Genomic DNA, 24,121 nt, shown 5'->3' with positions numbered 1-24,121 from the left:
TTTCACTTTAATTTCCTTTCCCGTATTGTTGTACTATTTTTTTCAATGGTGGCATTTTTAAATATTTATAATTACACATTTGAATATAGCCAATTTCTCGTTCTGGTGAAAACCAAAACTCAGTCACCATTCCATCAAGAGAATAACCTGAATGACTATAGAACTCACCATTGTATAAATTCTTTGCCATCAGCCCATTCACGTATTTAGAGCCTCCCATTTTAAACTCTGCAGCTCCCCAATACGCTGTAAATTCTGGGTATTCACCCTTAGACAACGTAAGTAACTTCTCACGGGCCTCATCTGCATACTTAGGTTTAATTAAATGCCCAATCCACTTAGCCATATCCGGAACTGTACTTTGTATTCCACCATCACCTTGTGTAGCTAACATTGAGTGACTATGAGCATAATTACCGTATTTATCGACATAATAACTGGATGCTTTCCAGTTAATAATAAAATTGTCTTTCGTTGATGCTTGAGTGTTGTTCATTTTTAAGGGAATGAAAATTCGAGAGGCAATTTCATCTTCAAATTTATGGTTGGTCACTTTCTCAATAATATCAGCAAGTAATACATACCCTGTATTGCTATATGAAATTGATGTTCCCGGCGTAAATGTGGGTGATTTTAATTGTTTACTAAAGCCGACAATTTCAGAAAATAAATACGGAGTATCTACCATCCCACCCCAGAGTGCGTTATTAATTTCTTTATCATGAGTTTTAAAACGTTTCATCAAATAAAGAGCGGATTCACTATCGTTTAAATAATCAGGAATACCACTTTGATGATGAATTAAATGAGAAAGCGTAACGTTATTAAACCACTCTGGCCCATCTTTATAAAAATCAGCCAGTGTTTGTTCTTGGGATAATAGCCCTTCAGATTCCAACGCCATAATAATATAAGCTGTCATATGTTTACTAACAGAGCCAATATCAAAAACGGTTTTGTTATCAATAGGAACTTGATATCGAATACTTGATTGCCCAACGTACAGCTGTTCAATTAATTTATCGGATTGAATAATACCAACACCGCAACCAGGTGTTTCATTATCTTGTATGGTGAAGTACTGGGCAATATTAAGATCTTTAGCTGATAGTACCGAAGAAAATAATAAAGGTAATGAGATGAAGCTTAACGTATAGCGATTCATGGAAGTCCTCTACATAACTCATAACATTGAATTTTATAGAATACTCCCACTATATCTAAATGTCGTAAATTCAATCGGAATTCCGATTTACAATTAACTTTTATGCAATTGATTCACTTAGCAATTACATTGACATTTAAATTATAAACCAAATCCAATCTTAGGCTGACGACGAACAGAGCGCACACCCCATGGGGTTAAATCTGGCTTTGGCTGTCCTTCAAAATCACCAAGACAAATGTATCCCTTAGAAAGGTAGCGATATAAGAAATCACCGCCATCTAATGAACCGGTTTTATCATCGCCAAATGGCAAATAAATTCGCTCAACACGAAGATCTGGAGCTTTTTTAAATGCAGGATACGCTGTTGAATTAACTTGGCGTGAGTCTAAGCTATTAAGAAGCGCTTTATCTGACATTTTAGCTTTCATGCGGCTAAAAATCATGATCATTCGTTTCTGTCTTTCAGAAGAGACGATTATCATTTCCATTATTGGATTTCCTTTGAAACGAGAAAGTATATAGTAATGCCCTTCTTACGGCTATATTTAGTCTATGTCACGGGTGATAACTGCTGAATTAGACAACGATATTCATAGCAATCAATAATTTCACCATCAACAAAAGCAAACTCAGGCTTAAATCCAACTTGTTTAAATCCATTTTTCATTAATACTTTCTGAGATGCTGCATTATCTGTCGATGCTACTGCGTTTACCGATGATAATTCATATCTGTTTTTCCCTATTTCTAACAGCTCTTTTGTGGCTAATGTTGCTAAACCTTGCGAAGTAAACTCTTCACCAATTCGATATCCGATTGAACCGCTGTTTTTCACTCTATCGATATTGTATAAGTTTGCTCTACCGAGTATTTGATCGTTTTCATCTTTAATTAATGTTGGGTAAAGTAACCCTTTTTTATATTCAGCTAGACAAAAATTAACGTGATCTTTTATGCCATTATCATCAAAAAAATCATCGTCTCTGGCTTCAATAAAAGATTCAAACCACTCTTTATTTTTTAGTTCAAACTCAAGTAATGCCGACGCATCACTTTGTTTTAATAATTCTAATTTGACCATCATTAATCCCTCTTATGTTATTTCCTTTAGCAATGATGTTAACTGAACTTTAAGTTAACATTATGTTGCTATAAATTGATTATAGACAAAAAAAAGCCACGATATGTGATCGTGGCTGACTATTTAAATCAAAGCGATAATTCGATTAGAGACCTTTCACATACTGATTATGCGTATTAATAGGCACCATTGAATATAAGGCTTCTTGAACTGTGCTTTCACCTTTAACCAGAGCCTCAAAGTGTGTTGCTAATTCAACAATATCCGCTTGCTCTTTAGAACCACCACCAATATTGGTTAGATCAATAAAGAATTCATCAAACAGATCAGATAAATCATTAACGACATCCATGTTTAAGAATTGCTCATGGTTATAAATACTTGGGTAGCCGCCTTTTTGCTTATCAACAGCAAAAGAGACCCCTTTCATGTTCGTAATGGTTGTCGCTTTTTCACACTTAATCATACAACCGGCTTCAATCGCACGCTTATTACAACCAACCGTTTGTTGGAAGAAACATTGGCGACTTGTCATCAACAAAATTGGATGATAAATGCTGTAAAGTAACTTAAAGTTTTCAGGACGACGAATGTGCTTCATCTGTCCTTGATTAATTTCATTAGAAATGAAAGCACCAGCACAATTAAACTCTTCTTTTAGTGTAATTAATGCATGTGAGTTGGTGGTATTCATGAATGGACCTGCCACCCACTCGATTCCCATTTCATACGCTTTATAAGCAATACCGGTATTATTAGTAACAATACGTGTAGGTTTTACTTCTTCAAGGAATTTCACCGCTTCATTATAATCTTTGCCAATCAGTACCGCAGGGAACCATGGGATCAATCTTGGGTTTTCTAAGAAAATATTGATGTACGTTTTATCATTACGTCTAAAGCTTTCTGGTAACTTAAAGTAAATATCAGCATCAGTGACATCGCATACTTTTAAGTCAGCAATATCTGCGATGAGCATAGACAACTTAGGTTGTTGTTCAACTTTCGGCTTCTGAGTTAATTTTGGTAGTTCAACATGTTTAATAACCGCTTTATTTCCATTTAAACGATACGCTATTTGATCTTTCAGATCTGAAAGCTCTTTAAATGGTAGGATCAATCCTTCATCAACTTGAGAAAAATCATAACCAGAGAATTCATAATCACTATTAGAAACCCCTTTAAAGCGTTTCTCTAGCTCTTTTGGCGTAATTGACTTCTCACCAGCAGACATAAGTAACGATGTTGATTCTAACTCAAAGATCTCTTTTGAAGTTGCAACAACCACTTTTAATGGACTATCAAGCTGAGCTTTAAATGCAATGGATAATGGCAGCTTTGAAATATCCAGCTCTTGAATTTTCTCACGTAACTCTTCACCAAGATTGTCTTTTGCTGCGTTCAATTCAGCTTTAACATCATGAATTTGAACCACATCAATAGCATTACTTTTCTCTACCGCATGAGTAACACTGTGATCTCTTGGGTTATCGATGAACATGTCTTTGGTTAAGTTACCAGTCAAAAATGAATTGGTAAAATCACGATTGAACACTTTGTGAAGGTTTGAATCATCTTCTAATAAATCACCAGACTCGATGAATTTATTGATGTTTTTGCGCCAATTATCAATAACTGTATAAACGTAATGAGAGCCTTTAATGCGCCCTTCTACTTTTAAAGAATCAACTTTGGCATCGACCAGATCAGGCAAATCAAAATACGCTGAGTTGTCTTTTAAGTTTAGAGGGTATTTGTTACCAACCGCTGTTTCTTCGTATTCATCACGACATGCTTGGCTACAACGGCCACGGTTACCTGAGTTACCCGCACTAACTGATGTTGAATAACATTGACCAGAAAACGCGATACATAATGAACCATGAACAAACACTTCAGTTAACACATCGTGTTCATGAGCAACAGCAGTCAGTGATTTCACTTCTTCAATATTGAGTTCACGAGATAAATTAACACGAGAAGCCCCTAACTTAGCTAAGAACTTAATTTGTCCTTCATTATGCGTAGTTAATTGCGTTGAAGCGTGAACATCGAGTGTTGGGAAATATTTTTTTACTAAATCAAACATTGCCAAATCTTGCACAATAATACCATCAACCGATGTATTCACTAGTTGATTCAGTAATTTAGCTATGCTTTTGATTTCATGTTCAAGAAGAACAATATTCAAAGTAAGGAATACTTCACAACCATGCGCGTGTGCAAGGCGTAAAATACCAGTCAATTCATCAAATGAGAGATTAGATGCACGGTTACGGGCGTTAAATACATCTAAGCCACAATAAACGGCATTTGCCCCTGCTACGATGGCCGCTTTTATCGCTTCTACATCACCGCCGGGTGCCAATAATTCAAGTTTTCTGCTCATTCTGAAATTGCTCACTTCGTTTTGCTGTAATAATTTTTGAGGGAGTATTCTACTCGCCTCACACTTTTATTACCAGAAGTAAGGGTTTTTATTGATCCAGATCATGAGGTATAGCTATGATTTTCATTAGCAATGACACGTATTCAGCGTCATTCAAAACTTGAGGTAACAATGACTATTCCTATTCTCTACTCATTACGACAATGCCCATACGCAATGCGTGCACGCTTAGCCATTTTATATGCTGAGCAAACTGTTGTATTGCGTGATATAGATATGAATAATAAACCCAAAGAAATGTTATCCATTTCACCAAAAGGTACGGTACCTGTACTTCATTTTGAAGATACGGTTATTGAAGAAAGTGTTGATGTGATGCTTTGGGCACTAACCCAATCCGACCCAAGGAACTTACTATACCATCATGATTTGCTTCAGCTTCCATTGATGTTGGAATTAATTCGCCGCAATGACACTGAATTTGTGCATGTCTTACAAAAATACAGAGCTGCCTCACGTTATCACGACGATGACGAAATTGAGTATAGAAATCAGTGTGTCGAATGGTTATCAGACATTGAAGAGCGATTATCTAGACATACGTTCATCATGGGGGAAAGTGCCAGTATCGTTGATTATGCGCTTTTACCTTTTATTCGCCAATTATCACGAGTAGATAAGAAATGGTACAACAGTGCTCCTTTACCGCATTTGAGATCATGGCTCATTCATCATTATGATGACCCTATTTTCTCTAAAGCCATGACGATCTACCCTAAATGGAACGGTAATACTGAAGCTGTGATTTTTGGTTAAGGTTCACCTAAATATCCACTAAAACAAAGAGAGCGTTCCATCTCAACAAAATGATCATCTTCTCGAACAATTTGATACCCTAACGAGAGATAAAAATCGATGACTGGTTTATTGTTTTTAAAAGCAGATAAGCATGATTTAGTGACAACGTCACTATAGTGTTTTTGATAACACTTCATCACCGCAGTACCAACACCTTTCTTTTGGTATTTTTCAAAAACAATCAATAAGTGAATATGGATAATGCTTCTGATGGCATCTGGCTTAGTACAAATTATCCCTAAACGCTCACCGTTATACATTATCCAATCAAACCACTCTTTTTGGTATGACTGATTAAAACGCTGTTGTTGGTACAATTCATCCCAACCCAGCGCTTCCTCTATCGTTGGCTGCAAGTATTTTTTATATATAGAGAATAAGGACGGATATTCACAATCAGTTACGCGTTGAAATATGATTTTATCCATAACATTATCCTTATCTCATAAATCCATGACTCACACTTGCAATAGACTCTTTCAGTTTAGACCATCATGGTGGTTTCACTTAGCTACCACTACAATTTCTTTAAAAATTTGATCTTACTAGTATCGCTTGAGCCTTCATCTTCATAGCCTGAAATGTGATATCCACTAGAGATAAGCAGTTGCAACATGGCAGGATAACGATTCATTGATTTAACACTGATCGCTTCATAACTTTGCTTTTTAGCCCACTCTTCTTGCGTCACTCTTAACTGAGTTGCAATGCCTTGCTTTCTTGCGCTCGGGACGACACCACCTAACCAACTATAGAACTCAGAATCAGAAAGTTGGTAGCCCATCTTATACGCTACTGGAATACCTTCAGAGACAGCAACTAAGATAAGGTGCTTTTTATCACTTAAACGTTGTGTCAGTTTCTCATGTGTATTTCGGTTATCAAATTCAGGGATTTGTTGATCCACAATAAGCACGTCAGCCACTGTGCCTTGATGTATTTCTATTTTCATATTATTTGCCATCTAAAACCATTGTCTTGATTTTATGTGCTTTCTCAAAGTGATCTAATTTATGTGTTGATATCCACCATGTCGCCGCTTCCATTAATAGCTCTGGATCATCATTTTTATTAGCAAAAAAAGCATAAAAAGAGACACCAACGTTATCTCCTTTTTGCTCTATTTTTTTATCACAAACTGCAATTACCTTGTCTCTTAAGCTATTTCGCATTGTCTAAACCTTAGCTCCTCAAAGAACAAACTCATTATTCAATCGGTAACTTATGATTGCTTCCCCAATCAGCCCATGAACCATCGTATAAAATGACATTTTTATACCCAATTGAAACTGCTGCCAGAATTAAAATACAAGCCGTTATGCCTGAACCACAACTGAAAAATACCTTTGCGTTATTTGATGGTATTCTTTCTTGAAAAACAGAATTCAAAATCTCTTTATTTTTAAACGCCACATTGTCTAACAACAAAGAAAATGGGAGATTTTTAGAACTTGGAATGTGACCACTACGAACGCCTTCACGCGGCTCAGCTGCTTTTCCTAAAAATCGCATCTCACCTCGTGCATCTAAAATAATGGCATCTGTATCGATAGCTTGAAGGATCTCATCTGAATCACAAGCTAAATGCGTATTCGACTTAGCTACTGCATTACCTAAAGACGGTATTGGTTGATAAGAAGTAACGACTTCCCTCTTTTCTTCTTGCCATTTTGGTAAGCCACCATCCAATACATAAACGTGCTCAAACCCCATGACTTTAAATGTCCACCAAGCACGAGGGGATGAATAGATACCTTGATTATCGTATATCACAACGACTGAATCTGAATTAATCCCAAGCTCTTGAGCGACTTTTGTAAACTGTGATTCTGTTGGTAATGCATGAATTTGAGAAGAAGTGTGATCGCAAAAATCCAGCTCAACATCAAGTTTTCGTGAGTTAGGCAAACAACAAAGCTCGTCATAAACAATCGGTTCTTTACCAACTATATTCGCCATATAAGCATCAACAATTACAAGATTGGTATCATTAATATGTTCTGCTAGCCACTCAGTAGTAACTAATGGGTTATCAGCTAATAATTGGTTCATGATGACTCCCTATTTGGTATTTGTTAACTATCATACGTAATATTCATTACATCAGGGTGAATAAATTCATAGCCTAACGCTTCTTTTATTTTATGATTACTGATGATTTTAAATGTTTGTTCATTAGATTCAATAAACGTTGGTGTTTCAACACCAATACGTTGCGTTGCTTGTGTATAAAATTCACGTTTACTTGGGTGAGTATCAGCACACGCATTAAAAATCTCATTCCATTTTTCTTGCTTAATGATTTGAGTAATCAGTCCAATACAGTCATCCTGATGGATCATATTTACTGGTGCATCGGGGTTACTCACAGAGCGCCCACTTTTGGCAAAAAAGCGTCCTGGATTCCTTGAATACCCTACAAGTCCGCTAAATCGAATTACGGTTGTTGTAAACTTGGTCGACTGCATAAATAAACGCTCAATCTGTGATAATGCAGAAGCAGGTATGGTTGCATCTTCTTCGGTAACTACTCGATTCGCGTCTTCATAAACCGATGTGGAGCTTACAAATAGCACATGTTTTATCGACGAAGATTCAATGATAGGAATTAAAGAGGTAAATCCTTCGATATTTTTTGATGGTACTGCAATGATTAAAACATCAGAGGTCAAAAATTGACTCCATGATTGTTCAACGGTGTCTATATCTAACAAATACGGTTTAATATGATTTTTTTCTAGGTCACTTATTTTGCTTGAACTTCTTATAGAGCCTTTTACCATAAAACCAGAATCAATTAGGTGTTTTGCTAAAGGCAACCCTAACCAACCACATCCGAGTACGCTTATTGATATCATCATAATCCCTAATCTTTATTTAATTTATATCTAAAGCAAGTACCAAGCGATCTTCACCAAGACCAAAATAATCCTGCTCTTCCTTCAATAAATAGAATCCATAGGATTGGTATAATGCGTACGCTTTTTTATTTTTTGGACATACGGTCAACAATAATCTGTCGTAATCTTTTGCGGTTGTAATTGCCGTTTCTAAGAGTTTTTTTCCAAGACCACAACCTTGTGCTGCTTTTGATACTGCTACCGCCAATATCCAAGCATCACCTTTAACCACACTTGATGGTACTTGCAATACATAACCAAGCGTCTCACCCTCTTTTTTAGCGACTAATAAACCATCAGCCCAGCAATCAAATGCTTGTCGAATAAAGAAAGATGGATAACCATGTTCACCAAATGCTTCAGTTTCAATATCAAAAACTCGAGCCAAATCGGTTTTTTCTGCTGTGCGAATACTTACCATCAATACATTTCCCTTTCTACTTCATGAATCACATTGCGTATGTGCTTTTGTTTATATTTCATACTATTTGAAACAACTCGCATTGTTAAAACAGATATAACAGATGAGATAACTAAATCTACTAAAAACTCCTATAGTTATTCCAACTTAATTTCGTTTTTAAATTATCACAAGGAACGTTAATCATGTTTAAACTCGCTCTTTTACCTTCATTGCTAGCATGCAGTTTTGCAGCTAATAGTTTTACAATGAATCCTCAACCTGACCCTGATAATCCAACAGGTTATGTTGTATCTAAAGCTGAAATTAAAGCAGCTGAAGATGCGAAAACATTAGACCCTATGTACGATGTTTGGGCTAAAGCATTAGAAACTCGTCCTAACAGTGTTGTTGAAGCTATTGATGCAGGCGTTCCTACTAACCCAGATAACGTAAAACGTGTTGAACGAGTTTTTCCGCAATCTGAATGGTTTTTCCTAACTCAAATGGCGGCGCCAGAATATACTTATACTCGCTTCTTACGTGCTATTGGTAAATTCCCTGCGTTCTGTGGTGACTATACCGATGGACGTGATGCTGACGCTATTTGTAAAAAATCCATTGTAACGGCATTTGCACATTTCTCACAAGAAACGGGTGGCCATATTGCTGTAGATAACGTATCAGACAACCCATTAGGACTTGAAGAATGGCAGCAAGCGCTTGTTCACGTTCGTGAAATGGGATGGTCAGAAGGTCAAGAAGGTTATACAACAGGTTGTGGTCAAAATGATTGGCAAAACAAACGTTGGCCGTGTGCAGCAGGTCAAGGTTACTTTGGCCGCGGTGCTAAACAGCTTTCTTACCACTTTAACTACGGTGCTTTCTCTGAAGTTATGTATGACGGCGATGCGACTGTATTATTAAACAATCCAGGTTTAGTTGCTGATTCTTGGCTAAACTTAGCGTCTGCTATTTGGTTCTTCTTAACACCACAAGCGCCAAAACCAGCAATGCTTCATGTTATTGATCGCACATGGACACCATCACAACGTGAAACAGATGCAGGAATTGGTTACGGATTTGGTACGACTATTAACGTAATTAATGGTGGTATCGAATGTGGTGAACAGAATAAGGATAAAGGACAACCAGTTAACCGTATTCGTTACTGGGAAGGACTGTCTTCACATTACGAAATCCCAGTGGAAGCAGATGAGAAGAATACTTGTTGGCAACAAACTCCTTACGGTAGCTTGAACCTAAATGGTGCAACAGATGTACTTTACACTAACTGGGATGGTAACTGGAAATATTACCCAGATCGTCCAGAAGGTGCGTCTTTTGAGTGTGAATTAGTTGGCTTCCAAACCGCCTACTCTGCACTTGTTCCTGGTGATTACGAAAAATGTGTCACTAACTTCTATGGTTCTCATGCAAATTGGCCTGAAACTCGAGTTGTAGAAACTCTACCAACAGACCCATCTGAACCAACGGATCCGACAGACCCAACAAATACATGGGATGCAAACAAAGTTTATAATACAGGTGATCAAGTTGTCGTTAACGGCGTGACTTATCAAGCTAAATGGTGGAACCAAGGTGATAACCCAGCAACAAGTACAACTGGTGTTTGGGAAGTAATCAGCGGTACACCAACAGAACCAACACCTCCTGTAGCCGTTGAGCCAACTCCTGTTGAACCAACACCACCGGCACCAGTTGAACCTACTCCGCCAACGGAGCCAACAGATCCATCATCAACGTGGGATGCAACAGCAACATACAACACTGGTGACCAAGTTACCGTTAATGGTGTTACGTATCAAGCTCAGTGGTGGACCCAAGGCAATAACCCAGAAACATCTGGTGAATGGGGAGTTTGGAAAAGAGTGTAATCATATCAAATAAAAAATGGGCCGTTTTGTCGGCCCATTCTTATTTAAAATAAATTGATAAAAACAAGATCATTCGCTTCAAAATTAAGTTTAATGTTCCCCACATGTTGAGTAGGAATCATTGACTGGTTATCTCCAATTATTCTTCCAGCAATATAGCAGCTTTGATAACTAGATGTTAGCTCACTTATCTTTTCTCCAAATTGCGTTTCAACATCAATAGTAAATGATGATTCTGGTTGTGAAATACTATAATTAGGAACCGATGCATCAAAACTAATATTTCTTTCACCATCAGGATAGGTACAGTTTAAAAAGGCCATTTCAAACGAATATTCATGATCAGGAACTGCATCCCATTGTGCCGTGACTAAGCTCGTATTGTTTAATACTTCGTACGTGAAATTTTTTGTCGGTTCAGGAAGTCTATCAACCGAACTATATCCGACGAGTTCATTATTACGATACCAATAAAACTCGTAATTTGAACCTGAAGTATCCAAATTAGAAAACGTTATTGATGCTGAATCATCCCTTTTATGTAACACACCATCCTGAAGGATCTCCAATCTATCAATATCAGATACCGTCATTTCGTATGGATAAACAGATGGTTTATTTTGACTAGAAAAATCACCTCTAAAATAGAGACCGCCATCATGCTCAACATACATAGTATAGGTCAATTCAAGCTCAGAAACGGAATACGTACATGTTAAGCTCTGACCATTAGAACAAAATCCATAAGGAGGATCTGTCTCATCACTTCCACCACCATCACTACCACCACAAGCAGTAAGTAGCCCAAAACATGGAAGAATTAATAAACTCTTTTTCATAATAATCTGTCCTTGATAAATACCCAGAACAATTTTACAAACAAGAATTACACAGTTCATTTACATAAATTATACCGAATGATAGGCGTCGCAATTTTGTATTTTAATGAAAACAATCTGCGAGCTACTTCATTATTATTAATTGAACAGCAAAATACATAATTGACTTTATTCAAAACATCATACCTAAAAGAAAAGCCCTTTAACTACATAGAGTTAAAGGGCTTCATTTTTTATGCTGTAACTAATTTTAGTTGCTTAGCTTGGTTTTCTACATACCAGAAAGCCAATAATGATACCGCCCAAAACTGGAATAAGTATTGAACATCAGAAGCTCCTGCTAATGTTTGTGTAACAGCCATTGATGCCGTTACAAACAAAGAGGATAACAAACCTGCTTTCAATAATGTTTTCGGTTTATTCGGTAAGATTTCTAATTTCAAAAACGAGGCAATTAAAAATACAACGGGTAAAATTTGAAGCACAATTAATACAGGAAATAAATAATCATACATAGGTACAAATATCGCATCTGTTAATGGCTTTTTCGACCACGTACCTGCAATATATTCTTTCCATCCATCCCAACTATCGCCTTGTCGTGTTCCAAATAAAATGCCATAAAACTTATCGACTACTCCGTTTGAAAACCAAAACGGTGCAAACAGCATATAAAATGGAAGATATTTAATAATTTCAATCGCTTTTTCTAACTTTTTCATTGTCGTTTCCTAAGTATAAAATAAAAATATTTAATTAAATTTATACTAATTCCATTCACGCACTTGTTACCCTAAACACAACGATTAAGTGGTGTAATTCGTAGCAGTTAACGAGCAATCCCTGAAATTAGTATTACTTAGGTTTTTATTCTAGAAAAACGCAGAATCTAAGATGCCGACGCCGAACCTTTTGAACTTGTCGTTCAATGGGTTCAATAAAGATTGGAGGTGAATGGAGTAAAGGGATAACAACTAAAGCAATCGCTATGAATAACCAAGCACCTAACAATAAATCGTGCATGCTATTTTCAAAGGATAATAAGTGCTCAACCAATTCGCATTTAGGCGCTATCGGCTTCGACTGAGAATCACTTCCCTTTATTGCTTCTAATTGATGTACTTTTGTTTGAGCTTCGATCAAGTGTTCTTTACAGCTCGAAGTTACACCAATCAATTGACTAAAACAGATAAACACACTTAAAAGAACTAAGCATAATAATAGCTTAGCTCTAAATTGTTTATTTCTATTTGAAATAAGTGTGCTCATAAATATCTTAGTAATAAGTTGAATATCAATTACACCAACCCTAACAAAGAATCTCTTTGATATAAATCAGTTTTTTACCTATCAATAATCAGTTTATAAATTTTATTATTAATGATCTTAATTAAAGTATCTGTTCACTGTTTTAGTTTGTGCTAATTTAAGATAAGAGTGCAATTCATTATTCTTATACTCTATTGCTGAATGAATATTTACTGATGAATTTGCCACAACCACGAAGTCGTATTGATTTTCGTTCTTAAAAATTGATATGTGTAGCAAACCATCAATGAGTTCCCAATGCCCTACCGTTTTTAATCGTTCAAACAAAGTAAACTCAATTAAACTCCCATTTTGACTAAATATAAGCTCCGTAATATAGCCAGCCGTACAGGTTTTTATCCAATGAGATTCAAAGATTTCGTCAAATGAAAAATCTCTCTTTTGTCTAAACCACGTAGCAAGTTCTGTTTCAGAAATATCACAACTCGAAAGTTCATGACGTTCTACAATTGGAGCTCCTTTTACTTCACGCAAGAATAACTGCTGCAATACGGCTTTTTTACTTGGCATACATTCACTCCTAAATGGTTATTTATCCATAATAAAAAAGGCTTACCGCAGTTTCTGCGACAAGCCTCTCATTCAATCAAAACGTTTTATTGGTTCGTTATCAATAACTACACTGTAACGCTTTTTGTGCAATCTACCGATGATTTACTTTCAAGCTCTGCACTCTTCATACGTAAAACCGCAATCGGTCCAGTAATAAAAGTAACACCCACCAAGAAAGAAACCGGTACAGCTGTAATTACGATAAAAGATTGAAGTGCATTTAATCCGCCATCACCTGCAATCAATAAAACGCCTGCAACCACACCCATCATAACAGCCCAAAATAGACGCTGATATCTTGACGGTGTATCAGTACCCTCTACTGCCATTGCAATAGAATAAGCCATTGAATCACCCGTTGTTGCAACAAACGTTGTTGTAAGTACAAGGAATGCAGGTATCAATAAGAAACTAAAAGGCAATTGAGCTAATGAAGCTAATAACACCGCTGGTAAGCCCGCTTCTTGCAATGGTTGAGAAATGCTACCCGGAGTTTGTAACTCAAGGAAAATCCCTGTTCCACCCAATGATGAAAACCAAAAGTTTGTCGCAATTGGAGCAATAATTGCTACCGTAATAATCAACTCACGAATGCTTCGGCCTTGAGAAATGCGCGCAATGAAGATAGCCATCATTGGAGCAAAACCAATAAACCATCCCCAGAAGAACCACGTCCACCACGAATTCCAAGAAGGATCCGCTGTGCTCAAGCTCATTTCAGGTAAATGCTGAATATAAGTACCAAAAGCGATACCAAACTCTTTAAAGATAAAACCAGTAGGACCTAGAACTAAGATCGCTGCTAATAACGCAACTGCACCAATAACATTCATACGGCTTAACCACTGTAAGCCCTTGTCCATGCCTGAGAAGGCCGAAACAGAATAAATGCTAACAATCACGGTCAAAATGATGATTTGACTCATCAGAGAGCTTTCAAGCCCTGTCAGGACTGTCAGGCTATAACTTAGCTGTGTTGCTAAAAATCCAATAGGTCCAATGGTTCCTGCTGCTACAGCAATAATAGAACAAGCATCAATAACAGAACCAATCCAATGATTCTCTAATTTATTGCCTAAAATAGGATATAACAACGCGCGAGGACGAAGTTTTACACCACAGTTATAGTGAGCATACATAAGAACAATCGTACTTAATGTACCAAGCACTGCCCATGCTAAAAATCCCCAATGCAAGAAACTTTGGCTTAGTGCAGGCGCAACTGCTGCCAACGTGCCGCCTTTAACATCAGAAAAGCTTGGTGATGGTGTAATGAAATGGAAAATAGGTTCAGCTGCGGACCAAAACACGCCTCCGCCTGCAAGCAGAGTACACATGATCATAGCTACCCAACGGAAAGTACCGATAGTGGGTTTTGATTCACTGCCCATCTTAATTTTGCCATAACTGCTCATCGCAATGATAAGAGCCAAAACAAAAGTGATGATCATTAACCACTGCCACCAATAGCCGAACATGGTCGAAACCGACATGAACAAAGATTGAATAGTTGCAGTGAATGCTGAGAGATCAACAAAGGCAGCTAAAAGAAATAGAAGGATAAATCCTATTGTGAGGGTTGGAACAAGTTTGTCGCTAGTTTGCTTACTATTTGTAGACATAAATATCTCACTTGATGCGTGAGGGACGGAACTCTAGCAGCTTAAAAAACGTAAAACCAGTGAAATATTTTTCAACTTTCCATTTTTCCAGTGAAAAAAACATGAATATCATCACAAAAATCGAATATTACTCCTAAAAATCAGACAGTTATAAAATCAACCATAAAATAATACAAACAACCAAAAAAATTTACACTTTTATCAAAATAATCCATTCGAGGTAGGCTGTTTTTTAATCACTTACGGTGTTATTTGTAATTATTCTCTCTCCTACAAAATTCATTTTATATTCATATTCGCTGTTTTATACTTAATCACATAGCTAACCTATTGAGATAAATCATGCTTAAAAAATCAGTCATATACCTCGCCGTACTTCTCTCTATATTCTCTCAGAATGTATTGGCCGATAATCATCAAAATGGGCATGAATTAGTCCAAGATATTCAAACGGCAGACACACGAATAGAAATAGATGAAGATCAAGATGAGGTATATGAAGCAGTGAAATCCGGGTTAATTAAACCATTTTCTGAGCTGTATACCACTGTCGCTCAAGATTTTAATGGCCGTATCATTAAAGTAGAACTTGAAGAAGACGATGATGAGTGGACTTATGAGCTAAAGATCGTACACGATAATAATGTATTAAAAGTTGAATATAATGCGGCTAATCTTGCTATCACAGAAATTAAAGGCCGTGATATCCGAGCTGCACTTAAGTAAACCAATCCACAATATATAAAAGAGATAACAATAATAATGAAGATTTTAGTTGTAGAAGATGACTTACGTTTAGGTGAACAAATTGTGGAGACGTTAGAGTCTGCCGATTGGGTTCCTGAATTATCTCAAGATGGTGTTGATGCATTATATCGAGCAACAACTGAAGAATGGGACGCAATTGTACTCGACCTAGGTTTACCAAAATTAAACGGCTTAACCGTACTTAAAAGTATCCGTGATGAAAACATCAATACTCCCGTTATCATATTAAGTGCTCGAGATACTTTATCTCAACGTGTCGAAGGCTTAAATGCAGGTGCAGATGATTACTTAACCAAACCATTTGAAATGGTGGAATTAATTGCCCGCATTCGTGCTCAATTACGTCGAGCTTCTGGTAATGCCTCCCCTATTTTGAAAATTGGTGATTTAAGCTTAGATACCCGAAGTTCCAAAGTATTATGGCAAGATCAAGCAGTAAGCCTAACTGCATTAGAATATAAAGTGGTTGCTTATTTCATGCATAACCCAGATAAAGTGATCTCTAGAACGACACTTGTTGAACATATTTACAAACAAGATTTTGACCGTGATTCAAATACCGTAGAAGTGTTTATTGGTCGAATTCGTAAAAAGATAGCACCGAATATCATCAAAACCGTTCGTGGACTTGGTTATCAGCTAAATTCATAGCACTAATAAAGGGTTACTATGAAAAGAACACCACGTCGCCTCCAGCACGCATTTAAAAAATTAAGTCTAAAAAGCCGCTTGCTTCTTGCCGCGGCTTTTTGGCTATCTTCAATGATTTTAGCGGCCGGTATTGGCATACCAAAATTAGTTAACGACTATCTAGTTAAAGACGTAAAAGAACAATTAGCTTTGTCTATGGATGAGATCACCGCAAATTTGGAAACCAATGAGCAAGGGAAATTGGTTTTATTTTCACGACTATCAGATCCTCGTTTTAATCAGCCTTATAGCGGTCTATATTGGACTGCGAGTACAAAAAAAGATGAATTGCGCTCTCGCTCTTTATGGGATAAAAAGCTCAATTTTAAAGAGAATACTTTAGATATTGCTCCTACTGTTAAAGGAGCAAAAGACGAAAAACTTATCTATATTCAAAAGCAAATCTACCTTCCAGAAATTAAAACACCAATAACAATAACAATTGGTGTTGATGAAGATCCTTTAGAAAAAACATTGCATCAGTTAACAGGGCAAGTTTGGGTTATCTTAGGATTGCTATTTAGCGGTGTTTTATTCCTTATTGGTATCCAAGTCAGTTGGTCATTACGTCCATTAGCTAAAATGCAATCTGAATTAATTCAGCTTCGTAAAGGCGAGCAGCAAAATTTGAGTCAACACTACCCTCAAGAAATTGCTCCCTTGGTTTCGGATCTCAATGCGCTTTTATTTCACTATCAAGAATTACTTGAGCGTGCCCGCAATCACGCGGGCAACTTATCTCATTCTTTAAAAACTCCACTATCCGTACTTAAAAATGAATTAGAACATTTAGATGAAGAGGATAAAAAGCGATTATCTCTGCCTATTAATAAGCTTCAAGAGCACATCGATTACCATTTAGGCCGTGCTCGCATGGCTGGGTCAATGAATATTTTATCTGTTGCAACCTCTCCATCCGATCGCGTTGATGCCATATCAATGGCTTTTGATAAAGTCTATGCTGCCCGTGAAATTATATTAATTAACGAACTTAATAGTGATGACAATATTGCCGTAGAAGCAACAGATCTTGATGAAATGCTTGGTAATTTACTCGAAAATGGCTATAAGTGGGCAAGTTCTATGATTCGTGTTCATTCAAAATACGCTGCTGACAATCTCATTGAAATCACAATCGAAGATGATGGAAATGGCATCCCAGAAGATAAATTAGAGCACGTGATTCGACGAGGTGTTCGTCTGGATGAATCAACCCCAGGTACAGGACTTGGTTTAAATATTGTAGACGAAATGGCGCACAGCTATCGCGGTTCATTGCTTTTAGGTAGAAGTAAAATGGGCGGTCTAAAAGCAACACTCACCTTCCCACTTGTGGCTAAATAAATAACCTCGTATGTTATCCATTATTGCCAATAGATAACGTACGAGTCCTGATAACCAATATCTCTCCATCAGAATAATAGTCATGCTCTTCATCTTTACTCACAGGTACTGAATAAGCTTGTTTCGATGTAGATAGATTGTTCGAAAATAAATCGATCGTACTTTTAAATTTATCTCTTTCTTTATCTACATCTGAATCAATGCTGTGTAGCATAGTTACAATTCCTCGATATGGAGTAAAAGTAAGACCATCATCATAACTTAACGCGCCTAACCAAACCTGTTGTTCCCCGCTATTTCTTCCAGCATTCCACCAACGTATATGACTTCGTTTTAATAAATTTCCTGGTAATTGAAAAGCCATATCTTGAACTCGCCCATCCCAAAACAAATCGGATACGGGTGGCGTCTTATTCCTCATAAGTAAAAAATAATCGACTAAATTAATATCATTTCTTGAAAATGTTTTGTTTTCAATCCATCCAAGTTGATTCATTATCGTCTGAGGATTGTTACCGATAAATACAACGTTAATCGCTTGTGCATCAAAAAAGGACGACTCTCCAGGGAATGCTTTGAATACGGTGCGTGTTTCATCAAAATACAACGGTTTCGTCTTAACATCTTCGATTACATCATCGGCCGTCCAAAAAAAGTGACTGTAATTTAAATAAGCCACTGCCGCTATAAGGGCAAAGGTAAATTTTAATCCGAGTTTGCGCCATCGATAACGTTTAGCTATGAACAAAAAAACAATCAAGAAAATCAACATCAGAATAGACTGTATATGCTCTATAACAAAAAGCTCAGCTTCTTTCAGCAATGGCAGCGTATCAATGCCATAAGATAATAAATATCCCCATAAAACAAATTGAGTAACACCGAGTAGCAAACCAATAGAAGTCAATAATGTAAATCGCCCCCAACCAATATGATTAACACCTGCGATAAAAGGAACTATCCACGCTACAGGTCCTAATAAGCGAAAAAAAACAAGAACAATTGTTCCTCTCTTTTGCAATAGCAAACGGCAACGAGCAATAGGACGTCGTGTTTTTGGAAGCCACCTCATTAACCATGATTGAGCATTTCGCCCAAATCGGCGACCAATAACATAGCTAATTTGATCACCTAAAAAACCGCCTAAAATGACTGCAACAACGCCACTCCAAATACCTTGATGAAGCTGAAAGCCTGCTGCAATTAAAAAAGGTTCCCCAGGAACAAATACATTAGGTCCTATGAGCGCATCAAATAATGCGCCCCAAAACAAAGTCATCGTATCAAACATAATTTACCTTTACGTATAAATTACTTTTGATTTGAATAATGTCCGAACTTATATTCCATTTCGTTATTGCGCATTTCTCCAAATAAGAAACGGCGAACATTAGCTTTTAAATAGGTATACCCCATTTGCAAAAAGCCATCTTGTTCTAAACGACGTGGATCAAACTCAAATGTCATTGGAAGAAAACGAAATCGCCAAGTTTTACTTGCTCTTTTTACGTAATCACAATCTTCGCATAACGTAATATTTTCATCGAAGCCAAGAAGATCTTTATGCGCTCTTCTAGTCGAAAAAATACACGCTCCAACTGCGGTAGGAAATGCAAATTGAGTTAAAAATAGGCCAATATTAAACGTCATATAACCAAGTTTATGAGCAACAGGTAACCCCTTCGAGCCCATATACACACCTGCCACTTCAAGTCCTTTTTCATTAAGTTGAGTTAATGCTTTAATAAGAAAGTCTGGAGACAAACGCACGTCAGCATCTAAAAATAATAGGCGTTCATGTTTTGCTATCGATGCTCCAGTATTACGACCTAAACTAACTCCTTGTTTATCCATTTTATGAACGGTTAAATCAGGAATACTTGCAGAGAAGGATTGTGCAACCTCACACGTCGCATCTGAACTATTTGAATCAACAACAATTACTTCAAAATTTTTGAATGTTTGCTCTGTTAAATCTTCAAGTAAACGTCCAATACGTTTTTCTTCATTTAAAGTAATAATAACAATGCTTAATGGGTTCATAGTGTACCTCCAAGTAAAATGAATTAAGCTACTTGAAGCCATAATAGCGAATGCTATCTTAACCAATGGTGAGGGATTTATTCATCTTTGATTCATCCTTTGCAATCGAACTTGTTATTTGCATATAAACCATCGTCTGTTTTTTATTCAATCTAACATTTCATTTTTAGCTGTAGCACATCACTCCCACCTCACTTATTGTTAAATTTGTGTTTAAAAGGAGAAGAAAATGAAAGTGATAATTCAATACACTCAAACAGGTATGTATAAGGACCATGCATGGGAAGCATCTACGATTAGAGTTCAAGGACAATATCATGCTGTAACGCCGTCCTATGCTGCTCAACTTATCGAGCAAAATAAAGCACAATTACATACAGATAATAGCAATAATATTGTGTTAGTTGATTAATTTTAAAGATTGAAAAATTCGATTGGAATTTAATGATTTATCAATAAGATAAAAAGAGAAAGGAAAGCCACACGTCTCAAAATGTGGCTTAATTTGGAACTGTTCGGGGTCATAACCGGACGTGTTAACTATCTAATATCACTGACTTAATTTCAACAATTTTCGTGAACACAATGGTCAGAAAAAGTACAAAATTTGAAGTTGTTCCGTATTTTGTGAGTCGTGTAACACTTATTGACTCACTACTCAACCGACTAAATTATGATATTGCTGCTCTTCTGTCTTTGTTGGCAAATAAATAGTAAAGACAGTCCCCTTTCCAAGTTGAGATCTTACTTTAATTTCACCGCCAGTTTGACTTAATAAACTTTGTGAAACAGATAAACCAAGTCCCGTTCCATCACGCTTTGTTGTATAAAACGGGTCAAAAATTCGATTAAGTTGCTCACCAGCAATGCCACAACCAAAATCTTCAACTTCAATAATAGCGCCGAATTCAACGCCTTCATGACACCAAGTTCGGCTACGAATGATTAGCTTACCTTTACTGTTCATTGCATGAATGCCATTCATTTGTAAATTGACCAATACCTGCAATAAATGATGACGATTCACTTCTACTCGTGGTGGTTGATCAAAATCGAATTCAACTTCAATATCTCGTTTATGAGCACCTGTACGAACTAAGGTAACGCTTTCTTCAATAATAGGATTAATGTATTGCCATGTCACCTCATCTTGAATTCCACCTTGTCGACTGTATTGCAATAAACTACGAGTGATATTACGAATTCGGTCTATTTGCTCCATAATAGTTTCTAGCTCTTCAGCTATTACGTGAGCCTCTTCGCCTAATTCATATTTAATTAATTCCGCATTACCTAGAATAACAGCTGTAGGATTATTAATTTCATGAGCAATACCCGCCGTCAGTTCACCAAGTGATGCCAGTTTTTCACTCATCACCAGTTTATCTTGAGCTTGTTTTAATAACTTTATGTATTGCTCTAATTCCACGGTTTTTTCATGTAAGCTAGCCGTTCTTGATTCAACTTTCGACTCTAGCTCTTTAGAGGCCCTTTGGATCTCTAAGTTTCGTAACTGAAGTTGATCAAGCATGTTGTCAAACTGCTGAGCCAAACTCGCCAACTCATGGCTATTATCTAAACCTAAATCCCCTATTCGAACGTCTTTACCTAATTGAACTGACTTCACTACAAAATGAATCTTTTCAATTGGTTGAAATAGATCTCTTGCACCTCTGTGCACAAAAAAAGTCGACAACAATAACGTAATAAGAATGGTAATACCCGCCTCAAGCAGGTTTTGTAAATATTGTTTTAATAACGGCCACTCTAAATAACCGGTATAAAGCATCCCAATAACTTTTCCGTTCATATCCTTAATTGGTTGATATGCGGATATGTACCAATCGTTATAAACATAAGCTCGATTTACCCAACGTTCACCAGTTTCGATAACTTTAGCTTTCACTTCTGGAGATACTTTGGTTCCAATAGCACGGCCTTGGTTTAACTCTTTATTTGCAAAGTCAGTATGAAGCGGTACGTTCGTACTGATGCGAAGGCCATCTAAAAAGAGTGTTACTGTTCCTATATTATTAGACGGTAAATCACCTGATGGATAGATCAAATCACGAATCCTATCTACAAGTAACGTGCTGTTATTTAATATAATTCCACTATCTACAATCCAAGACAGCTCCCCTTTTGTGTCAAAAATAGGGATCAGTGTTCGGCTGATTAAGCCTCGTTTTTCTATACTGCCATCTTCTTTGTTTGTCACCCAAACTTGCTGTTTAAGTTTAGGGTTAATATCTGTCAGCTCTTTTTCTGTCATGACTTGAAAGAAGGTTCGTGACATACCAATCTTCATGTCATTAATTAAAGAAGAAGGTAGCTCATTCATATAGGAGACAGGGTGTAACGCAATAAAATCAGAGTTGTATTTACCTGCTTGCTGCGAAACCCACTTTTCAAAATCAGGTGCTTTATTTTCAAACTTTTTTTGAAAATAATACGATTCAACAAAACCTCTTAATTCTGCGCTTTGCTCTCGCTGTAAAAAGTCAATACTGTTATTGGCAACGGATAATTTACTACCAACATCATTCAGTGCATTTTGCCAAGTATAATGTGTAGACCAAAATGCCGTAATGATCACTAAAGCTAATAAGGTTAAGAATAATGGAACCGAGTTCAACCAAAGTAAGCGGTAACGCACCATGGTTTTAATGCGTTTTTTCCAAACTGTTGGAGATAGCGTCATGCGTTTTCTTCGCTCCACTCTTTAAATTTGCGCTCTAAAGTTTTACGAGCAACGCCCAACTGCCTTGCTGCTGCAGATTTATTACCATCATGTAAATCCACAACGGTGATAATGTGTGATTTTTCCACTTCTTTTAATGTCCATTTTTCTGGGTAAGTATCTAAGATTGGCATGCACGTACACTCGCCTTCCTTATTCCTTGATGCGTCATCACTCTTACGTTCTTCATTGTTTTGATGAATAGGCTCATCACCTTGTAACTCAGCCCAATGCTCCACAGGAGGTTTACCTAATAAAATACAACGTTCAATCATATTTTTAAGTTCACGAATATTGCCCGGCCAATCGTAATTTGCCATTGCTACGATATCTTCATGAGCCCAATGCACAGGTTTAACCCCCATTTCATTTGCGATCATTTGCGAGAAGTGTTCTGTTAAACACGCAAGATCAGCTTTACGCTCACGTAATGCAGGTAGAGAAACCGTTAGAACATTTAAACGATAAAATAAATCTTTTCTGAAATTTCCCTTTTCTACTTCTTCTAATAAATTACGGTTAGTAGCTGCAACAATACGAACATCAACAGGGATTTCTTTTTCAGAACCTACTGGACGAATGGCTTTTTGCTCTAACGCTCGAAGCAGCGATGATTGCATTCCAATTGGCATTTCACCGATTTCATCTAAAAACAGTGTGCCACCATTCGCAACTCTGAATAAACCTTCACGCCCTTTCTTAGCGCCAGTAAACGCACCAGAAGTATGGCCAAACAGTTCACTTTCAAGTAAGTCCGGAGCAATAGCCCCACAGTTTAATGGTACAAACGGCCCTTTACGCTCACTTAATTGATGCAAACCACGAGCAACTAACTCTTTACCCGTTCCTGATTCACCTTCAATTAATACAGCTGCATTAGAGGGTGCAAGTTGAGCAACCATCTTCTTTAACTGTAAGGTTTTCTCTGCATTACCGATGATCTCAATCGGATTTTTCTTTTCTACTTCGCGTTTTAAAGCGAAGTTGGTTCGTTCAACCAAACGGCGATCCATACACCGCTTTACCGCTTGTAGCATGTTTTCAAGATTAAACGGCTTTAAAATAAAATCAGACGCACCTAATCGAAGTGCTTGAATTGCTGTATCTAACTCTGCATAGCCTGTCATGAAAATTACATCATAATTACGTGCATCACATGCAATGCTTTCTTGCCACTCTAAACCGGTTTGACCGGGTAAGTTAATATCAAGAATGATCAAATCAAGATGGTGAGATTGTCGAATTTCTTCTGCTTCTTCAATCGTACCTGCGGTATGCACTTGTCCAAATTGTTTACTTAATGCTTTTTTTAGTATGGTTTGCATACCAATTTCATCATCAACAACAAGAACTGAAAACGCATTCCAATCTGATTTTACAACCATATTTATTCCTAATAAGATCTAAAGAGTTATGTGGGTCAAAATGTCCTAATTATTCTAACCTGTTATTTGCAAAATGTATCCTTTCTATTGCGACATTTTGTCCTAATCACATTT

General features: G+C 36.9%; 25 protein-coding genes. 6 read left to right on the top strand and 19 right to left on the bottom strand.

Annotation, left to right across the window (positions count from 1 at the left end; all coding sequences use genetic code 11):
* Nucleotides 1–7: 7 nt before the first annotated feature.
* The 4 genes from GNP81_RS05905 to GNP81_RS05890 form a co-directional block, all read right to left on the bottom strand.
* On the bottom strand, nt 8–1,165 hold the full coding sequence (locus GNP81_RS05905; RefSeq protein ID WP_155672296.1) for a serine hydrolase domain-containing protein: 1,158 nt from the start codon (nt 1,163–1,165) through the stop codon (nt 8–10).
* A gap of 141 nt (nt 1,166–1,306) precedes the next feature.
* The gene (locus tag GNP81_RS05900; RefSeq protein ID WP_005419372.1) at nt 1,307–1,657 is read right to left on the bottom strand and encodes a hypothetical protein; all 351 of its coding nucleotides are present in this window, start codon (nt 1,655–1,657) and stop codon (nt 1,307–1,309) included.
* A 62-nt stretch (nt 1,658–1,719) separates the two neighbouring features.
* Nucleotides 1,720–2,253: a GNAT family N-acetyltransferase gene (locus GNP81_RS05895; RefSeq protein WP_236781382.1), complete on the bottom strand. Its 534-nt coding sequence runs from the start codon at nt 2,251–2,253 to the stop codon at nt 1,720–1,722.
* Nucleotides 2,254–2,395: 142 nt separating this feature from the next.
* On the bottom strand, nt 2,396–4,639 hold the full coding sequence (locus GNP81_RS05890; RefSeq protein ID WP_155674472.1) for a peptidase U32 family protein: 2,244 nt from the start codon (nt 4,637–4,639) through the stop codon (nt 2,396–2,398).
* A 171-nt stretch (nt 4,640–4,810) separates the two neighbouring features.
* Here GNP81_RS05890 and GNP81_RS05885 point away from each other — a divergent pair, with 171 nt between their 5' ends.
* On the top strand, nt 4,811–5,455 hold the full coding sequence (locus GNP81_RS05885) for a glutathione S-transferase (RefSeq protein WP_155672398.1): 645 nt from the start codon (nt 4,811–4,813) through the stop codon (nt 5,453–5,455).
* Here GNP81_RS05885 and GNP81_RS05880 read toward each other — a convergent pair.
* From GNP81_RS05880 to GNP81_RS05850, 6 genes are all read right to left on the bottom strand, one after another.
* Entirely contained in the window at nt 5,452–5,925 is a 474-nt protein-coding gene (locus GNP81_RS05880) for a GNAT family N-acetyltransferase (protein WP_155672294.1), read from the bottom strand. The two genes, GNP81_RS05885 and GNP81_RS05880, sit on opposite strands and share 4 nt — an antisense overlap.
* 89 nt (nt 5,926–6,014) lie before the next feature.
* The gene (locus tag GNP81_RS05875; RefSeq protein WP_026029318.1) at nt 6,015–6,449 is read right to left on the bottom strand and encodes a GNAT family N-acetyltransferase; all 435 of its coding nucleotides are present in this window, start codon (nt 6,447–6,449) and stop codon (nt 6,015–6,017) included.
* A gap of 1 nt (nt 6,450) precedes the next feature.
* Nucleotides 6,451–6,669 (bottom strand): DUF6500 family protein, encoded by a 219-nt coding sequence (locus GNP81_RS19300; protein WP_196587422.1) that lies wholly within the window; start codon nt 6,667–6,669, stop codon nt 6,451–6,453.
* A 34-nt stretch (nt 6,670–6,703) separates the two neighbouring features.
* Nucleotides 6,704–7,549 (bottom strand): sulfurtransferase, encoded by an 846-nt coding sequence (locus GNP81_RS05860; protein ID WP_155672291.1) that lies wholly within the window; start codon nt 7,547–7,549, stop codon nt 6,704–6,706.
* Nucleotides 7,550–7,572: 23 nt separating this feature from the next.
* Nucleotides 7,573–8,358 (bottom strand): SDR family oxidoreductase, encoded by a 786-nt coding sequence (locus GNP81_RS05855; RefSeq protein WP_236781383.1) that lies wholly within the window; start codon nt 8,356–8,358, stop codon nt 7,573–7,575.
* Between the two features lie 16 nt (nt 8,359–8,374).
* Entirely contained in the window at nt 8,375–8,818 is a 444-nt protein-coding gene (locus GNP81_RS05850) for a GNAT family N-acetyltransferase (RefSeq protein ID WP_155672290.1), read from the bottom strand.
* A 185-nt stretch (nt 8,819–9,003) separates the two neighbouring features.
* On the opposite strand from GNP81_RS05850, the gene GNP81_RS05845 reads away from it, so the two are divergent.
* Nucleotides 9,004–10,695, top strand: coding sequence for a chitinase (locus GNP81_RS05845; protein ID WP_155674473.1), 1,692 nt, complete (start codon nt 9,004–9,006; stop codon nt 10,693–10,695).
* Nucleotides 10,696–10,739: 44 nt separating this feature from the next.
* On the opposite strand, the gene GNP81_RS05840 is transcribed toward GNP81_RS05845, so the two are convergent.
* From GNP81_RS05840 to GNP81_RS05820, 5 genes are all read right to left on the bottom strand, one after another.
* Nucleotides 10,740–11,534, bottom strand: coding sequence for a hypothetical protein (locus tag GNP81_RS05840; protein WP_236781384.1), 795 nt, complete (start codon nt 11,532–11,534; stop codon nt 10,740–10,742).
* Nucleotides 11,535–11,767: 233 nt separating this feature from the next.
* A complete protein-coding gene (locus GNP81_RS05835; protein ID WP_155672287.1) occupies nt 11,768–12,256 on the bottom strand; it encodes a hypothetical protein in 489 nt (162 codons plus the stop codon).
* Nucleotides 12,257–12,401: 145 nt separating this feature from the next.
* Entirely contained in the window at nt 12,402–12,803 is a 402-nt protein-coding gene (locus GNP81_RS05830) for a copper resistance protein (RefSeq protein WP_155674475.1), read from the bottom strand.
* A 117-nt stretch (nt 12,804–12,920) separates the two neighbouring features.
* Nucleotides 12,921–13,373, bottom strand: coding sequence for a hypothetical protein (locus GNP81_RS05825; protein ID WP_155672286.1), 453 nt, complete (start codon nt 13,371–13,373; stop codon nt 12,921–12,923).
* Nucleotides 13,374–13,480: 107 nt separating this feature from the next.
* Nucleotides 13,481–15,037, bottom strand: a complete 1,557-nt coding sequence (locus GNP81_RS05820; protein ID WP_155672285.1) for a BCCT family transporter — start codon at nt 15,035–15,037, stop codon at nt 13,481–13,483.
* Nucleotides 15,038–15,379: 342 nt separating this feature from the next.
* Here GNP81_RS05820 and GNP81_RS05815 point away from each other — a divergent pair, with 342 nt between their 5' ends.
* From GNP81_RS05815 to GNP81_RS05805, 3 genes are read left to right on the top strand one after another with little or no spacing between them, the layout of a single operon-like run.
* The gene (locus GNP81_RS05815) at nt 15,380–15,763 is read left to right on the top strand and encodes a PepSY domain-containing protein (RefSeq protein WP_155674476.1); all 384 of its coding nucleotides are present in this window, start codon (nt 15,380–15,382) and stop codon (nt 15,761–15,763) included.
* Between the two features lie 36 nt (nt 15,764–15,799).
* Nucleotides 15,800–16,456, top strand: a complete 657-nt coding sequence (locus GNP81_RS05810) for a response regulator transcription factor (RefSeq protein WP_012534090.1) — start codon at nt 15,800–15,802, stop codon at nt 16,454–16,456.
* An 18-nt stretch (nt 16,457–16,474) separates the two neighbouring features.
* Nucleotides 16,475–17,839 carry an ATP-binding protein gene (locus GNP81_RS05805; RefSeq protein ID WP_155674477.1) on the top strand — a complete coding sequence of 455 codons (1,365 nt, stop codon included), beginning with the start codon at nt 16,475–16,477 and terminating at the stop codon, nt 17,837–17,839.
* 13 nt (nt 17,840–17,852) lie between these two features.
* On the opposite strand, the gene GNP81_RS05800 is transcribed toward GNP81_RS05805, so the two are convergent.
* Nucleotides 17,853–19,130 (bottom strand): LssY C-terminal domain-containing protein, encoded by a 1,278-nt coding sequence (locus GNP81_RS05800; protein ID WP_155674478.1) that lies wholly within the window; start codon nt 19,128–19,130, stop codon nt 17,853–17,855.
* Nucleotides 19,131–19,150: 20 nt separating this feature from the next.
* Nucleotides 19,151–19,882 (bottom strand): glycosyltransferase family 2 protein, encoded by a 732-nt coding sequence (locus GNP81_RS05795; protein WP_155674479.1) that lies wholly within the window; start codon nt 19,880–19,882, stop codon nt 19,151–19,153.
* 229 nt (nt 19,883–20,111) lie between these two features.
* Between GNP81_RS05795 and GNP81_RS05790 the strand changes: the two genes are divergently transcribed.
* Nucleotides 20,112–20,294, top strand: coding sequence for a hypothetical protein (locus GNP81_RS05790; protein ID WP_146862565.1), 183 nt, complete (start codon nt 20,112–20,114; stop codon nt 20,292–20,294).
* A 246-nt stretch (nt 20,295–20,540) separates the two neighbouring features.
* Here the strand turns inward: GNP81_RS05790 and GNP81_RS05785 are convergent, their stop codons facing one another.
* Together GNP81_RS05785 and GNP81_RS05780 are read right to left on the bottom strand one after the other, a co-directional pair.
* Complete coding sequence (locus tag GNP81_RS05785; protein ID WP_155674480.1) at nt 20,541–22,583, bottom strand: sensor histidine kinase; 2,043 nt, start codon at nt 22,581–22,583, stop codon at nt 20,541–20,543.
* Nucleotides 22,580–24,007: a sigma-54-dependent transcriptional regulator gene (locus GNP81_RS05780; RefSeq protein WP_155672280.1), complete on the bottom strand. Its 1,428-nt coding sequence runs from the start codon at nt 24,005–24,007 to the stop codon at nt 22,580–22,582. Before GNP81_RS05780 ends, GNP81_RS05785 begins: the two co-directional genes overlap by 4 nt.
* Nucleotides 24,008–24,121: the final 114 nt, after the last annotated feature.

The sequence above is a fragment of the Aliivibrio fischeri genome, assembly GCF_009727955.1.
GTDB lineage: Bacteria > Pseudomonadota > Gammaproteobacteria > Enterobacterales > Vibrionaceae > Aliivibrio > Aliivibrio fischeri_A.
This window is presented reverse-complemented; position numbering and strand designations above follow the sequence as displayed.

Coding starts and splice junctions, on each gene's coding strand:
- GNP81_RS05905 (WP_155672296.1), bottom strand. CDS start 1,165: ATGAATCGCTATACGTTAAGCTTCATCTCATTACCTTTATTATTTTCT.
- GNP81_RS05900 (WP_005419372.1), bottom strand. CDS start 1,657: ATGGAAATGATAATCGTCTCTTCTGAAAGACAGAAACGAATGATCATG.
- GNP81_RS05895 (WP_236781382.1), bottom strand. CDS start 2,253: ATGATGGTCAAATTAGAATTATTAAAACAAAGTGATGCGTCGGCATTA.
- GNP81_RS05890 (WP_155674472.1), bottom strand. CDS start 4,639: ATGAGCAGAAAACTTGAATTATTGGCACCCGGCGGTGATGTAGAAGCG.
- GNP81_RS05885 (WP_155672398.1), top strand. CDS start 4,811: ATGACTATTCCTATTCTCTACTCATTACGACAATGCCCATACGCAATG.
- GNP81_RS05880 (WP_155672294.1), bottom strand. CDS start 5,925: ATGGATAAAATCATATTTCAACGCGTAACTGATTGTGAATATCCGTCC.
- GNP81_RS05875 (WP_026029318.1), bottom strand. CDS start 6,449: ATGAAAATAGAAATACATCAAGGCACAGTGGCTGACGTGCTTATTGTG.
- GNP81_RS19300 (WP_196587422.1), bottom strand. CDS start 6,669: ATGCGAAATAGCTTAAGAGACAAGGTAATTGCAGTTTGTGATAAAAAA.
- GNP81_RS05860 (WP_155672291.1), bottom strand. CDS start 7,549: ATGAACCAATTATTAGCTGATAACCCATTAGTTACTACTGAGTGGCTA.
- GNP81_RS05855 (WP_236781383.1), bottom strand. CDS start 8,358: ATGATGATATCAATAAGCGTACTCGGATGTGGTTGGTTAGGGTTGCCT.
- GNP81_RS05850 (WP_155672290.1), bottom strand. CDS start 8,818: ATGGTAAGTATTCGCACAGCAGAAAAAACCGATTTGGCTCGAGTTTTT.
- GNP81_RS05845 (WP_155674473.1), top strand. CDS start 9,004: ATGTTTAAACTCGCTCTTTTACCTTCATTGCTAGCATGCAGTTTTGCA.
- GNP81_RS05840 (WP_236781384.1), bottom strand. CDS start 11,534: ATGAAAAAGAGTTTATTAATTCTTCCATGTTTTGGGCTACTTACTGCT.
- GNP81_RS05835 (WP_155672287.1), bottom strand. CDS start 12,256: ATGAAAAAGTTAGAAAAAGCGATTGAAATTATTAAATATCTTCCATTT.
- GNP81_RS05830 (WP_155674475.1), bottom strand. CDS start 12,803: ATGAGCACACTTATTTCAAATAGAAATAAACAATTTAGAGCTAAGCTA.
- GNP81_RS05825 (WP_155672286.1), bottom strand. CDS start 13,373: ATGCCAAGTAAAAAAGCCGTATTGCAGCAGTTATTCTTGCGTGAAGTA.
- GNP81_RS05820 (WP_155672285.1), bottom strand. CDS start 15,037: ATGTCTACAAATAGTAAGCAAACTAGCGACAAACTTGTTCCAACCCTC.
- GNP81_RS05815 (WP_155674476.1), top strand. CDS start 15,380: ATGCTTAAAAAATCAGTCATATACCTCGCCGTACTTCTCTCTATATTC.
- GNP81_RS05810 (WP_012534090.1), top strand. CDS start 15,800: ATGAAGATTTTAGTTGTAGAAGATGACTTACGTTTAGGTGAACAAATT.
- GNP81_RS05805 (WP_155674477.1), top strand. CDS start 16,475: ATGAAAAGAACACCACGTCGCCTCCAGCACGCATTTAAAAAATTAAGT.
- GNP81_RS05800 (WP_155674478.1), bottom strand. CDS start 19,130: ATGTTTGATACGATGACTTTGTTTTGGGGCGCATTATTTGATGCGCTC.
- GNP81_RS05795 (WP_155674479.1), bottom strand. CDS start 19,882: ATGAACCCATTAAGCATTGTTATTATTACTTTAAATGAAGAAAAACGT.
- GNP81_RS05790 (WP_146862565.1), top strand. CDS start 20,112: ATGAAAGTGATAATTCAATACACTCAAACAGGTATGTATAAGGACCAT.
- GNP81_RS05785 (WP_155674480.1), bottom strand. CDS start 22,583: ATGACGCTATCTCCAACAGTTTGGAAAAAACGCATTAAAACCATGGTG.
- GNP81_RS05780 (WP_155672280.1), bottom strand. CDS start 24,007: ATGGTTGTAAAATCAGATTGGAATGCGTTTTCAGTTCTTGTTGTTGAT.